Origin of the sequence: Hamadaea sp. NPDC051192 (assembly GCF_040682475.1) — a bacterium.
Lineage (GTDB): Bacteria > Actinomycetota > Actinomycetes > Mycobacteriales > Micromonosporaceae > Hamadaea > Hamadaea flava.
This window is the reverse complement of record NZ_JBFBAZ010000184.1, coordinates 1-13,147: the sequence shown is the minus strand read 5'-3', so window position 1 is coordinate 13,147 and position 13,147 is coordinate 1. Positions and strand designations below refer to the sequence as shown.

Genomic DNA, 13,147 nt, shown 5'->3' with positions numbered 1-13,147 from the left:
GTTCGCATCGAGGGGGTCAGGGGTTCGAATCCCCTCGTCTCCACCCAGTTCAGAAGCCATTTCCTATCGATGGAGATGGCTTTTCTGCTACCTGTACTGCAGCGAAGTACAGCAGTCCTGCTCATCGCGACTTCTCGTCATCCTCGCGCGATGTGCCATCCTTCGGCTCCGTGCCGCCCAGCCGGTCGCTCAACTTCTTGAGTGCCTCGCGCGTCGCTTTCGACGAAACCTGAGTGTAGATCTCCATCGTGATCGCAAACTGAGCGTGCCGCAGAATCGCCATCGCGACGCGTGGATGAACGTCAAGATCCGCGAGGAGACTGCCGCAGGTCCGGCGACCATCGTGCGGCGTGATCTTACGCACGCCCGCCTTCTTGCACCGAGCGTCCCAGGAGCGGTTGAAGTTGCGCGGCTCGACCGGCGTACCGAGCTGCGTTGTGAAGATCAGCCGCGAGCCCAGCCAGGAGATACCCGCTTCTTCGCGGTACTGCTGCTTCGACTCCAGGCGCAACTTCAGCGCGGTCGTGACGATGGCCGGCAGTGGCAGCGTGGCGTCGGAGGTCTCCGTCTTGGTCTCCCTGCGCATGAGTTGCCGTCGACGGCGCTGAAGCTGGAAGGAGATTGTCAGTTCCGCCTGGTCAAGGTTCACCTCTTCCTCGCTGATGCCCAGGATCTCGCCTTTCCTCATGCCGAGCACCAAGACCATCACGTACGCCGCGTACAGCGGGTCACCCTCGCGGCGAGCCGACTCAAGGAACTGCCGGGCTTCCTCGCTCGTCCACGCCTTCCGCTTTGCCTTCCGCGCCGCAGGCAGCTCCACACCACGCCCCGCCGGGTTCCGCGAGATCAACTCTTGCGTCACGGCGTGCGTCAGAGCAGCACGGAGCGCGTTGCGGATGTCCTTCACCGTTCGGGCAGACGGATGCTCCATGCAGCACTTGCCGATCGCACAGCAGCGTTGCTGGACTGGTTTCCGTGCCGCATCCTTGCCCTGTGCGCAGCACTGGCAGATGGTCGGGATCTTGTTCACCCAGGTCTGAACCGTCCTCACCTGGAGCTTGTCCAGCCTGACGCTACCCAGCGCGGGCTTGATGTAGCGGCGGGAGAACATCTCGTAGTTCTCCCACGTGGACGGAGCCCGGTTCGGCTCAATGATCTCCTTCAGCCAGTAGTCGAGCCACGTCCCGAGCGTTGGTACCTTGGTCGACACCGGTCCAGCTTTCGCCTGCTGGTGGAGCTTCAGCCACTTCTCGTGGACGATCTCCCGCGTCTTGCCGTAGACGTACTTCCGCGCGCGGGTGCCGTCGGGCTTGTCCACCCAGACGTACGCGGCGTACCCGTTGCGGTACGGGAAGATCGAGCCCTCGCCGTTGTGGCGGGTGCGCTTGCTGGTCATGAGTGCCATCCATAGAGTTCAGCCGCTTCCTTTGCGCGCCGGGCGACGTACTCGTCTACCCACTCGGGCAGGATGCGGCGGTTGCGGCCGTCTTTGAGTGAGCGGATCTGGCCTGTAGCGACGAGCATCTTCGTCTTCGACAGGCCGTATCCGAGCATCTGCGCGACCTCGGCAACGGTGTGCCAGCGAGGTCCGTACGCAGTGATCGTCATTCGTTCCCCCAGGTCCTCTGGTCTGTCTTCGGTCGGTCAGTCGACATGCGCACAAGAACTGAGCGGCCGTCGCTCGCGGGCGAGGTCGGCGGCGAGTTGGGCGAGTCCGGCGTCGGTGGTGTTGTGCCAGCCGATGCCGAGGAACTCCCACCTGTTGATGGCCAGGGTGGTCTCGTCGTCGGCGAGGTCGGCCAGGTCCAGGGCGTCGAAGTCTTCGGCGGTCAGGCGTCGCGTTCCGGGAGTCGGCGGACGACGCGCCTCACGCAGGGCCCGCAGGGTGGTCGAGTACGCCCGGCTGCGGGTGGAGAAATGGCCACCGAAGCCGAGCATGTGTGCCCAGCGGCGCAGCTTCGGGAACGGCGGTTCCTCGCACAGCTCGTCCGTGCGGCGGCCGAGTCGCCAGCAAGCGGCGATGAGCCGTCCCGTGTGGGTGGACGGATCGGTGTACATGCGCAGGCTGCGGCCAGTGATCCGGGTCGACAGGTGCCCGGTCGCCTCGGTGGACTTCGTGGCGTACTTGGCGAGGTAACCGACGACGGCGGTGTCGGTAAGTTCGCTGCCGGGCAGGCCAGAGCGGATGACGCGAAGGTCGGCTTGCTGGCCCCAGGCGATCAGCCAGCCCTGCGGACGGTCCGGGTGCGGATCGGTGACCACGACAACTTCGCGGATTGCCTCCTGCAGGAGGGCCGCGAGGTCGTTGGCGCCGAAGATGGGCGCGCTGTTGCCGTGCCGGTCGGCCCACTGTGGCGGGGGGAGGATCGAGTCGGGCTGATCGGGGTCGAAGCCGTCGACGCGGATCAGGATGTGCAGATGGACAACGCCGCGTCGCTGGTACTCGGCGACCTTGGCGTAACGCAGCTTGATCCCACCGGGCAGCGAACGACGAACCCGGACCATCGTGCGGTCCCACAGCTTGCCGACGAGGTGGTTCCAGATCACGTGCTGGTCGTGGTCGTAGCAGTCCAGGCAGAGCGGCTGACCCAACCGCGGATCGTCGTCGCGGTGCAGCGCCGAGCACGACAGCGGCCGGCCGTGCGGGCAGATCGGCTTGTCGCGGCGCGGTCGGCACGGAATGTTCTTGCCACGCATGGTGTGGACCGGGCCGAACGACGGCGCGGTGAGGGTGACGAACAGCGCCGGGTGGCTGGCCACGGTGTCGGGGACGCCTTTGCCACCGGCGAGCCCGGCGCGCAGCAGTTGGTAGGTGTCCCACTTGTAGACCTCGGCGCAGGCGGGGCAGAGGGTGGCGCGGCGGGTGCCGCATGCCTTGTACAGCAACCGGTCCGGCACCTGGTCGGTGGAGAACCGGTCAACGACGGCGTTCGTCGCCGCGTCGAGGGTGATGACCTCACCGGCGAGGCGGATCGGTTGGGCGCAGCCCCGGGCGCGTGTGGCATGGTCGAGCCAGCGGACGAAGCCGGGCTGGTCGACGCGCTGGCGCAGCTCGTCGGGGTCGATGCCGGGCGCGCCGTCCAGGCCCAGCAGGAGAGCGGCCGGGTCGGGGAAGGCCAGCTCCAGCTGACCGGGGATTGTGTCGGTTGCGGTGGGCATGGCGGTTCCTCCCTTCGACTCGGCGAGGGCTGAGAGTGGGTGTGGGAGGTCAGACCCGGCGAGTTAGACCGGGCCTGACCAGGAGAAGGAACGTTGGCTACTTGACCAGTGACAGCAGGTCGTCGGCCGGAGCGTCGTCGACCGGCTGTGACTGGCGGACGGCGGCGAGCAGCTCACCGGCGAGCGAGTTCGACACTCGCAGCGCAGTGCGCAGCTCGTCACGTGTGATGGGCCGTCCCGTCCGGGCCTGATGGTCGGCGGCGACCCGGCGAGCAGTCTCGACGGTCGAGGACGGCAGTGGCGGGACGGTCCGGGGACGGTCCTGCGAGCCAGTGGCCAAGCCGGGGACGTTCGTGATCACGTCGTCCTGCGTGACGGTCGGCGACGTTGCCGGAGATGGCCCCGCCCCCGCCGGAACTGGCTGGACCGGCGAGGATGGTGTGGCGGGACGGTCCGGGACGATCTCCACCGGAGCATGTGTCGGGTTAGGACGGTCCCCGACGACGACGGTGGTCGACTCGGCGGGGACGGACGTCTTGCCGAGGATGAGTTTCGCCAGGGCGGCGAAGGCGAGCGCGGGGACGACGGAGACGATGCCACCGAACGCGGTCGGCCGGGCCACGGCGAGCTGTGCGGTCACGGACAGGACGAGTGCGCCGACGAGGAGGCTGGCGGGGTAGCCGACCGGCTGACCGATACGGCGACGGCGGCGCATGACCAGCAGGGCGGCGATCGGGACGAGTTCGGAGACTACGGCGTTGGCCCAGCCGAACCAGGACCCGGTCCCGGTGGGGCTGTTGGTCATGGTCCAGTCGTGCACGTGGGTGAACGACGCGGCACCGGCGAACCCGCCCACGGTCAGCAGGATGACGACGAGAACGAAGGTTTCGAACTTGTCGCTTGCAGTCCGCGCCGGTCGAGCCGGGGAAGTCGCTACGGCGGTGGTCACTTGATCCCTCCCGAGTAGGGGTAGCGGCGGGTCAGGGTGGCGTAAAGGCGAACGTTGCCGCCCCGAGCGGGGACGAGCTGCGAGATGTCGGACAGGCTGAACACCTCGCGCAGGATGTCCAGCGCGGTGACGACGGCCAGGTCCCGGCCGACCAGGCGCAGCTGGATGGGCTCCACGTAGGGGCGTACGAGCCTCGAAGTAGGAGCCGCAGTGCGGTCTTCGCGTGGGTGCGTCATCGCGTCACCGCCCGAGCGATCACCGAGGCGATGTTCCGCCCAGGCAGCGCCAGCACGTCGTCTCCCGCGGTCATGACGTAGACGCCGGTCATGTTGGCCGACGCCTCCAGCAGCCGAGAGAGCTGCTGGCCGGACAGGCGGGCGATCTTCTGCTCCGCACCGCCGACGAGCTTCACGGTCACCTCGTAGTGCGTGCCTTCAGGAAGGTTCGGACTGGTCATCGGGGTCTCCAGGGATGATTTCGCCGTCGATGACGCCCAGGCGGCCGTAGGTGCCGGCCATGGCGGTGACGGCGCGGTCGTCGAGGTAGGAGAAGCGCACGCGCTCCAGGTGACGCGAGCCGTCCACGGCGACGTATGCGACGCCGGGCAGCGACTCTGGAATCCGATCGGCCAGGGCACCCCGATCACGGGCACCGTCGCCCAGCACCAGGTCCACGTGGCCGTCTTCGGCCAGGCGCAGCGCGATGCGGATCGTGAACAGGTCCCGGTTCGCGGCGGCTTCCTTACGCGGGTCCTGCACGGCGGCGATGACGTGCATGCCGACCGCCCGGCCCTGGGTGAGCAGGATCGCCAGGTTGGTGACGATGCGTTCCTTAGTCTTGCGATCCGGGCAGTACGCGGTCAGCGCCGCCAGCTCGTCGATCAGGAACACGTATAGCGGCTCGTCCAGGGTCGGCGTGTGCTGCCTCGTGCGGCCCCGCAGGCGGACGGCACGAGCGCGCATCTCCTTCACACCGGCTTCGAGGGCGTCGGCCATCGCGTCGTAGTCGTCACACAGGAACTCGTCGAACAGCGGCGCACCGGCCGCGAGCTCCATGCCGCCCTTGGGGTCGAACGCCTTGACCTTCACCAGGCCCGAGGCGATCCCACCCGCGAGAGCCCGCAGGATCGACCACAACACGCTGCCCTTGCCCGAGCCGGTCGCGCCGACGATCAACACCTGATTGCCGAACAGCTTCAGGTGCCACAGGCTGCCATCCTCCCGCAGCGCAAGAGGCAGACGGGTGAAGTCCGGCGTGGCGGTGATCGGCAGCGGCTTGACCGTGTACGCCAGCGGGTCACCCCGCAGGAGGGTCAACATCACGTCCATGGACTTGCGGCCAGGTGCCGGGACCACGGAGCGGACGCCGAAGGTGTACGCGAGCCGTTCAGCGGTCTCCCCGGCGTAGTCGGCCGGAATCTGCCCGGTCACCATCCGCACCGTCAGCAGATCGACACCCGGACGGCACACGACCTTGCGCAGGATCGGAACGACCTGTTCACCCCGGAACGACAGGTCTAGTCCAGCAGCGACCATCGCGGCCGGCCACACCTTCAGCAGCTGACGGCGACGCCAGCGAGCCAGGATCGGCAGCGCGAAGAACCGCAGATAGGTCTCACGATGCAGCCGCCACCACGCGACCAGCGCGGCCGAGGTGGTGACAACTGCGATCACGGGGCCGGGCCAGTCAAACTGCAGATACAGGTAGCCGAGGATCGCGGCCGGACCAGTCAACCGCCAGCGAGTGAACGCCCACGCGATAGCCAGCCCAAGCGCCTTGAGGATCTTTCCGATGATCACCCACTTCAGCGGGACGTAGACAGGGCGAGTACGCATGACGACGCCGGTCTTCGCCGACACCACCGGGTCGGGGATCGTGTTGCCCTGCAAGACCTGAATCAGCGCCATCTCACGCCTCCTTTCCGGTCGTCAGCTGCGGGCGGCCGACCAGCGGCAGGCCGGGCAGCGCGTCAAAGGCTTGATCGAACAGCGTCGGCCGGTCCGACGAACTGGAGCAGGGAAAGCAGCAGCCCACCGCCTTGTCCCAGCGACGCGGCTTGACCCACACCAGGCACGCCGGACAGCGGATGCTGATCACCTTCGGAGTGCGACGCAGGTTCACCGGACACCACCCGCAGCCAGCTCGACGGCGATGCCGCTCGGGCAGCCGTACTCACCAGTCGCCAGATGCGGCACCCGCGTACCCGGGCTAATAGCCCACGGAGCGAGCTGCGAACGCAGCCGCGTCAGGCAGATCGCGCACCGGCCGTCCAAATCGCTGACGGTCAGGCTTAACTCGGCCAGCCAGCCGACCACATGAGGCCACAAGCGGTCACCCGGTGCGACGCCCTCGGCGATGCACTCGGCGACCGTCATCGCCGTGATCGCCTCGTCACGGCTCAGCATCCGGTCGGGCAGCCAGGAAACCACCCAGCCGTCCATCATCCGGACCGCATCAGCAGGCGTTGCGTCCGAGGTCATCACCGAGTCCGTGATTCGGGTAGCCATCACGACCACCGCCAGCGCGGCCGCGACTGCGACCAGGCCAGAGTGGCGATTCGCGTCGTACAACCGCCGCAGAAGATGTCGTTCTTACGCGCCGCCGTCTCGCGGCACCACGAGCACACCGAAACCGGCACTCGGTGCCGACGCCATAGACTGAGCACCACAACCCACCCCTTCCAGGGGACACATGGGATTGGGAACCCGAGGCCAGCGGCTGATCTTGGCGGACTGGACGCTGGCCTCGGGAGCGAAAGCGGTTAGGAGCCCACTCCGGCACCTGCCGCGAGCATGTCGCGCGCCTGGATCGAGTACGCGATGCGCGGACGGCCGGAGCCCTCCACCAGGTACGGCGTCACTGCCATCTCGGTGAACTCCACCGGCGTGAACGGCGAACCCGCCACCGAGTCCGGGGGAACCGGCTGGTACTTGGCCGCCAGCTTCACCTTCACCGTCTTCTGCGCCGCCTTCACCGACGTGTCACCGTCGATCACCGCGACCTCCCACACAGGCTCACCCGAAACCGGGTGCGTCTTCTGCTTGGTCGGCTTGCCGTTCTCGAACTCCATCACTGGCGTCACCTCCGAGGCCAGAAACGCCCCGAATGGAAACACCTGGTCGAAGTGCACCGGGATCGGTCCCTTCACCGCCACTGCGGTCCTCCTTCGTCATGGTCCGGCCACTACGGTCCGGCCTTTGGATCTTGCGCTATGCACATCTGCATATCGTCTTGCACAAGTATGCAGTCGTGCATGACGATCGTCAAGGCTCTTACTGAGGAGATTCTTGTTGATCTTTAGCGCCGTGCGATCAAGGCGAAGTAGCAGGCCGCCAGCGCTGCGAGGCCGACCGCAGCGATCATCGGCGCGGTAAGGCCATAGAGGTTGCTGAGGAGACCGCCGACGAACGCGCCGGAGGCGGCGGAGCCAATGCCGACGAGCCGCGTGGCCGAGATCATCCGGCCGAGCATGGCGGGTGGCGTGAGCAACTGGCGAGCCGTGCCACCGATGACGCTGACCGCAGTGGACGCCGCGCCAAGGACGGCGATCGCGGCAAACGCGACCCACTGCGTGTGGCCGAACGCGATGGCGGACCAGACCAACGCCTGCCCAGTGAGGGCTACGGCGTAGGCGACCGGAGCTGCTGCTCCACTGGCGAGCTTGGGCACAAGCCAGCCCGCGAGAATGCCGCCGACAGCTCCCGAGGCCATAAGTGCGCCGTAGCCCGCCGCGCCGAGGCTCAATACGTCCTGCGCGAACAGGACCAGTGTCGCGAAGCCGAGGTTCCACGCGAAGTTATAGGCGCCCATGCCGAGGGCCAGCCGCCGTAAATCGCTGTGCGAGGCTACGAACCGCAATCCCGAGACCACGGCGTCACGCACCGGTGGATGCTCCCAGGGTTCCCTCGGAACAGCTGGCAGCGTCCGAACCAGTAGAGCGGAGACGACAAACGAGAGGGCGTCTGCGGCAAAGGGCAGTGCTCGGCCAGCCGCGAAGGTGACTGCGCCCAGTGGTGGTCCAGCGAGTGACTTGCCGAAGACGTCGATCCCCCACAGCGCACCGTTCGCCCTGGTCAGGTTATCCCGATCTCGACCTGCAAGGTCGGGCATCAGCGACTGTGACGCTGGATCGAAGAAGCACGAACCCACACCGACGAGGAACACGGCGATGACGAGCGTGGCGATGCTCGCCATGTTGGCGAACGCCAAAGCGGCGAAGCCTGCCAGGATCAGCGCTCGCAGTAGGTCGGCGGTGTACATGACGCGGCGACGGTCCCATCGGTCGACAAGCGCACCAGCGGGCAACCCGAAGATGATCCACGCGGCATAACCCGCCGCAGCGACGAGGCCCACCTGGAAGGGGTCCCGCGTCAGGGCCGCCGCCATCAAAGGCGCAGCCGTAACGAGGACGCCGTCGCCCGTGACCGAGATTGCCGCAGCGCCGAGAAGGATGCGGAGACCACGCGGATGAGGCATGGTCTCCGTCCCGGTTGCTTGATCGACAGCCATCAGCTCACGCGGAGAGCTGGTCGATCGTGAACTCGCCCGCCGCGACACCGGCGAGGAACACCTTCCACTCATGCTCGGTGTAGGCCAGGATCGGCCCACGTCCGCCGTCCTTGGTGTCGCGTACGCCGATCAAGCCGTTGGCGTACGCCACCTCGACGCATCCGCCCGAGTCACTGCCGTTGGCCTTCCGCCAGCGAGCGCCCTCGAAGTGCGTTGCGAGATCCATGCTTCCTCCCCTAGGTCGGATCATCTGGTGATGATCTTATCGATGTCTCGCTGAAGTAGATCAAGGTAGTTTCGTGAGTCCTCCGGCGACAATGCCTCCGCGCACAGCCTGTCGAAGAGGCCCCGATACGTTTCGACGTCATCCGATGCAGACAGGTAGACATCTGCCGTCTGCGTTTCGATGAACGCCACGGGCGGGCTGTCGCTACGAAAGTCGTAGAGGATGAACGGGACCATCGCAGTAGCGCGGCGAACGACATCCAGGGGAATGAGCTGAACCGTGATCGAATCCAGGTCTATCCGCACGCGCAGATGATCGAACTGCTCTGGCGCTAGGACCGCAGGGTCTCCGGGCCAGTAGAGCAGCGCCCGAGAGTCAAGGATCGCGTGATACTCCGGTGCTCCCGCGATCTTCAGAAGCTCTTGCCGCGCTGCGCGGCGGACCGCGATGCCATCTATGTCCGCGAAGCCGCCGAGGGTGGCGATGCCACGTGCGTACGACGGTGACTGAAGCTGACCGGGGACGATCCCGTTGTGGTATTGGCGAAACGTCTGTACGCGCGTCTCGATGGAACCGACCTCGATCTGCCGACGAGTCGTGCCGCCAGCGCGGACGATCCAAGCGCCCTCAAGCCCGCTCTCCTCGGCGGTCAGAGTCAGCAGTTCTGCCTTCACCTCTTCCGGGACGCCGTAGAAGTTGAGCAGCTTCGCGAGATCGTGGATCGAGACGCCGATCTTTGCGCCCTCAATGCGGGAGATCTTCGACTGAGACCACCCGTGGCCGAGCGAAGCGGCTACCTCCTCGCCCGCGAGAGACAACGACTCGCGGATACGCCGAAGCTCCGCGCCGACTCGCTCACGGTGAGCCGAATTCGCCATCGCCACTCCAGAATGCAACCCTGCATAACGGCATCAGCGTAGCGGTTCTTCGAGGCAGAAGATAGTCGGACAGCCGACGCGTCAGGGCAGTTCGTCGATCTCCGCACGAGGGTCAACGGCGCGTAGGGCGGACGCGTCAGCCGTGACGATCGGCCAGCCACGCCGGATACCAGAGCCGACAACCTGACCGGCACGCACCGCATCGGCGTCGACGCCAGCGAGAAGACGGCCGACTTCCCTTGCGGTCTTCGCATCGAGGGCCTCGATGATCGTGTCCGGGAGGTCGAGCAGTACTCCAAGCGCGTCGTACGCCGTGGTCGGCAGTGACGCCCAGGCCGTCGCTAGGGCCGCTGCGGGGACTGCGAGCACGATCCCATGATCCACGGCAGTCCAGACGAGCGCATGCGGATACGGCCGTTCAAGTGCGAAGTCCACCAAGGTCGACGCGTCTAGGACTCGACCGCCGATCACGCGGCGTCCGCCCGAACCCCCAGAGTCTTCCTTGCCCATGCCAGCGCATCCTCAGACGGCCGGCCGAAGCGCTGCTCAAGCTTGGCCAGAGCGGCGTCACGCTCCAGACGCGTTCGCACTGCTTCCGAGACATACGACGAAATGCTGTCTGCGTCACCCGCACCGACGAGACGGCGTACTGCGTCGGCTTGGTCTGATGGCATCGTGACCGTGACTCGTTCCGTTGCGCGCATACCGACAAGCTACTACGTGCATACCGAGCACGCCAGGTCCTGCGCGGCCGTCGCCAAAACGAGGCCGTTTGATCTGTCGGCGGACGCTACTGGATCGGATAGAACCACCAAGCCACCGATCCTCTTGTATTCGCGTCGGTCGGCTCCGCGGTGGCTCTCCATACGCCATCAGCACGCGCGACAACGATGAGCTCCCTGGACTCCGGCTTGCTTAGGCAAGGGACCTGCAACACTGATTGCTGCGAATCCGGAGCGGCAAGTGAGATCTTGACGTTGCCCGCACCCGCACATGCGCTAACGAGCTTGTATGTGTGATTCTTCGAAACTTCAGTCTCAACGGACTGCTTTAGGGCGGCATCCTGGCGGTCCATGCGAAATCCGTTCTCGGGCGAAGTCGTTGGTAGTGCGGCGATCGCCAAGGATTCCTCCGCGTGGGTTGGCGTGCCGCTGCCGACCCACTGACTCTTTTGCGAGACAATCCCGATAGTCACTATGGCGGCGACTAGCGCGGCGAGTAGGGCCCATCGATGCCAGCTCTTCATGCTATTGCTCATTCGCTCCAATTCGAGGGGGCTCAGCTACGTGGCCGAGCCCCCTCGAATTATCTCATCAGGTCCAGGTGCTAGTTAGCGTCGTTGACTTCTGGTAGGACTCCGGCAGGTCGCTCCCGGTGTAGCTGATGGAAAAGACGTTCGCGGTGATCGAGAAGTTCCAGCTGCAATTGCAGCCGCTCTTGTTGTGCTCCAAGAACGTCTTGCCGTAGATTACGGTGCTTCCGCACCCGAGACGCTTGTACGAGATGTAGAGCGTCCCGTGGTCTACGTAGTAGGTCTGGCCCCAGCTGTCGTTAATGTTCCATACTGCGCTGTCGAAGTCGGAGAAGCGCCTATCGAACAGGCTGCTGTTCAGTCCACCGCCAGCGTTGTACAGCCAGCCGTCGTCGCCATCCATCTTCCAGCATGACGATGAAATGTCTCGCGTCTGAACGGCCATGGCGTCAGTGGGGTTTCCGGTCGACTCGTTTGTGGTGAAATCCCAGCTGCCGTACCAGGACCACCACTCTCCGTACGTGTCGACAACGTGAGACCAGTAGCCGCTCACGTTGAACGAGGAGATGCTCTCGATCCCGATCTCGCCCGCGGCGAACTGCCGAGAGGCGTTGTCGTACGCTGCCTGCGCCTGCTCGGGTGTGAGATTCGCTAGGCCGACTTTGTCGAAGTTGAACCGAACGGGGTCACCGCCCGCCTTGACGATTTCTCGGTTGAGTCCGACATAGTCGTGAGGGTGCTGAGCGTCCCAGGCCTTCACTGCATTCGCGACTCGAGTCTTCGCCGAAACCTGGTCGGCGGGCTTGGCGACTGCGGGCTGCGCCGACAATGCAGCGCAGGTCCCCGCCACAGTCACAGTCGTTACCGCGGCGATTTTCAGGGCTCTCCTGATCGCTGCTAGCATGGTCGATGTCCTCATGATTCTCCTTCCGCTAGAGGGAGAGGACAACGCGGCTGCGGTGTTCCAGCACCGCAGCCGCACCTTGTGTCGGGTCTTACCCGACATTGATCATTGGAACGTTCCGGCTCGATAATAGGCGTGGCCACCGACACCCGGGGGACCATTTGGCAGGTCGCCGACACATCAAAGTCGATGGGTTCGACGCTCTGTAATGCGGAGGTCGTAGCTTGGCCATGATGACCAGCAATGCGGTGATCAGGCGTTCGAGATTGTGGCCTATATCGTCACCATGCGTAGTCGATAACGAATTGATAACGCCCGCCGGCCCGGCAGGATCCTCCAGGTGTGGCACGGAATCGGCAAGTGCGTACGCCCGGCCCACTCCGTCTCCTCCTGAGTATGGAAGAGAAGAGAGGTGGCGGTTCGGAGCACTCAGGAGATTGGTGCGCCCGACCCTCTCAGGCTTGCCATGTCCCGCCGATACCGGCGTGCTCACCGCCGCTAGCAGGCTCGACATCGCTGACGCCCTATTCATTCGCAAGTCCCGTCGATCTCATCCGCGTTGCGTCAATCGGCTGTGCCGCTCGTCCTGACCGCGATGAACTTTTCTATACAAGGTCAAGGCACCGCGCTTCGCGCGGCGCAACCGGCGCGCTCGGCTCGCGCTGCGGCCTGGGGGCCTCACGCGGCCGGCGCGCCACGCGTCAGCAGCGGGCATGATCAGTAAGAAGAAGATTCGCGCGTCGACGAGGACCAGACCGTGACGATCGCGAGGGACAACACGCCCGCGATGGTAAGGGCGATCGCTGCCGCGCCGCTGCGCGGCTTGCCACCGAGATCGGGGTCTTGGCGTGATCGCGGTGGGCGCAGCTCGTCGACGAGAAGGGGAGAGGTGATGGAGCGGTCCACGTCGATAGAGAGCTATGCCTCCGGCGGGGAACTCGGGCTCCAGGATGGCTGGCACCATCCCGCCACCGCCGAACCAGGCGAAGCCGACGCGGAACCTGCCCTCTGGGTCAAGGTCGTTCGGCTAGTGAGGCGCTCCACCTTGACCCAGAGGGCAGAACCCGCGTCCACGGTGTGTGGTTCGACGGCGACGGGATGGCTTCGGGGGTGGGCTGCTGTACAGCAGTGAAGTACAGCAACGCCAGCAACCGATCATGGCCAATCGAGACCAATGGAGTGCTCCCGAGCACCGTCGTGACTATCAACGATCTCGCTGCCGCGAGTTCGCATCGAGGGGGTCAGGGGTTCGAATCCCCTCGTCTCCACC

At 65.5% G+C, this 13,147-nt stretch carries 16 protein-coding genes; all 16 read right to left on the bottom strand.

Features of this window, described 5'->3' with window-relative positions; translation table 11 throughout:
- Window positions 1-121: 121 nt before the first annotated feature.
- The 16 genes from AB0M47_RS38900 to AB0M47_RS38825 all read right to left on the bottom strand — a co-directional run bounded on the left by AB0M47_RS38900 (window position 122) and on the right by AB0M47_RS38825 (window position 12,783).
- Window positions 122-1,396 (bottom strand): site-specific integrase, encoded by a 1,275-nt coding sequence (locus tag AB0M47_RS38900; RefSeq protein ID WP_363423155.1) that lies wholly within the window; start codon window positions 1,394-1,396, stop codon window positions 122-124.
- Window positions 1,393-1,608, bottom strand: coding sequence for an excisionase family DNA-binding protein (locus AB0M47_RS38895; protein ID WP_363423153.1), 216 nt, complete (start codon window positions 1,606-1,608; stop codon window positions 1,393-1,395). Before AB0M47_RS38895 ends, AB0M47_RS38900 begins: the two co-directional genes overlap by 4 nt.
- A 36-nt stretch (window positions 1,609-1,644) precedes the next feature.
- Window positions 1,645-3,159, bottom strand: a complete 1,515-nt coding sequence (locus tag AB0M47_RS38890; RefSeq protein WP_363423151.1) for a replication initiator — start codon at window positions 3,157-3,159, stop codon at window positions 1,645-1,647.
- A gap of 97 nt (window positions 3,160-3,256) precedes the next feature.
- On the bottom strand, window positions 3,257-4,108 hold the full coding sequence (locus AB0M47_RS38885) for a hypothetical protein (protein WP_363423149.1): 852 nt from the start codon (window positions 4,106-4,108) through the stop codon (window positions 3,257-3,259).
- Window positions 4,105-4,344 carry a hypothetical protein gene (locus AB0M47_RS38880; RefSeq protein ID WP_363423148.1) on the bottom strand — a complete coding sequence of 80 codons (240 nt, stop codon included), beginning with the start codon at window positions 4,342-4,344 and terminating at the stop codon, window positions 4,105-4,107. The genes AB0M47_RS38885 and AB0M47_RS38880 overlap by 4 nt, the downstream gene beginning before the upstream one ends.
- On the bottom strand, window positions 4,341-4,565 hold the full coding sequence (locus AB0M47_RS38875) for a hypothetical protein (RefSeq protein WP_363423146.1): 225 nt from the start codon (window positions 4,563-4,565) through the stop codon (window positions 4,341-4,343). The genes AB0M47_RS38880 and AB0M47_RS38875 overlap by 4 nt, the downstream gene beginning before the upstream one ends.
- Window positions 4,543-6,015, bottom strand: a complete 1,473-nt coding sequence (locus AB0M47_RS38870) for an FtsK/SpoIIIE domain-containing protein (RefSeq protein WP_363423144.1) — start codon at window positions 6,013-6,015, stop codon at window positions 4,543-4,545. The genes AB0M47_RS38875 and AB0M47_RS38870 overlap by 23 nt, the downstream gene beginning before the upstream one ends.
- Before the next feature lies 1 nt (window position 6,016).
- Window positions 6,017-6,229, bottom strand: a complete 213-nt coding sequence (locus tag AB0M47_RS38865) for a hypothetical protein (RefSeq protein ID WP_363423142.1) — start codon at window positions 6,227-6,229, stop codon at window positions 6,017-6,019.
- Window positions 6,226-6,588 carry a hypothetical protein gene (locus AB0M47_RS38860; RefSeq protein WP_363423140.1) on the bottom strand — a complete coding sequence of 121 codons (363 nt, stop codon included), beginning with the start codon at window positions 6,586-6,588 and terminating at the stop codon, window positions 6,226-6,228. The genes AB0M47_RS38865 and AB0M47_RS38860 overlap by 4 nt, the downstream gene beginning before the upstream one ends.
- Window positions 6,589-6,869: 281 nt before the next feature.
- Window positions 6,870-7,262, bottom strand: a complete 393-nt coding sequence (locus AB0M47_RS38855) for a transcriptional regulator (RefSeq protein ID WP_363423138.1) — start codon at window positions 7,260-7,262, stop codon at window positions 6,870-6,872.
- A 143-nt stretch (window positions 7,263-7,405) separates the two neighbouring features.
- The gene (locus AB0M47_RS38850; protein WP_363423136.1) at window positions 7,406-8,617 is read right to left on the bottom strand and encodes an MFS transporter; all 1,212 of its coding nucleotides are present in this window, start codon (window positions 8,615-8,617) and stop codon (window positions 7,406-7,408) included.
- A gap of 4 nt (window positions 8,618-8,621) precedes the next feature.
- Window positions 8,622-8,843 (bottom strand): DUF397 domain-containing protein, encoded by a 222-nt coding sequence (locus AB0M47_RS38845; RefSeq protein ID WP_363423134.1) that lies wholly within the window; start codon window positions 8,841-8,843, stop codon window positions 8,622-8,624.
- 20 nt (window positions 8,844-8,863) lie between these two features.
- Window positions 8,864-9,721 carry a helix-turn-helix transcriptional regulator gene (locus tag AB0M47_RS38840; protein ID WP_363423132.1) on the bottom strand — a complete coding sequence of 286 codons (858 nt, stop codon included), beginning with the start codon at window positions 9,719-9,721 and terminating at the stop codon, window positions 8,864-8,866.
- Window positions 9,722-9,802: 81 nt separating this feature from the next.
- On the bottom strand, window positions 9,803-10,231 hold the full coding sequence (locus tag AB0M47_RS38835) for a hypothetical protein (protein ID WP_363423130.1): 429 nt from the start codon (window positions 10,229-10,231) through the stop codon (window positions 9,803-9,805).
- An 803-nt stretch (window positions 10,232-11,034) separates the two neighbouring features.
- Window positions 11,035-11,892 (bottom strand): hypothetical protein, encoded by an 858-nt coding sequence (locus tag AB0M47_RS38830; protein ID WP_363423128.1) that lies wholly within the window; start codon window positions 11,890-11,892, stop codon window positions 11,035-11,037.
- Window positions 11,893-12,594: 702 nt separating this feature from the next.
- Window positions 12,595-12,783 carry a hypothetical protein gene (locus AB0M47_RS38825; protein WP_363423126.1) on the bottom strand — a complete coding sequence of 63 codons (189 nt, stop codon included), beginning with the start codon at window positions 12,781-12,783 and terminating at the stop codon, window positions 12,595-12,597.
- Window positions 12,784-13,147: the final 364 nt, after the last annotated feature.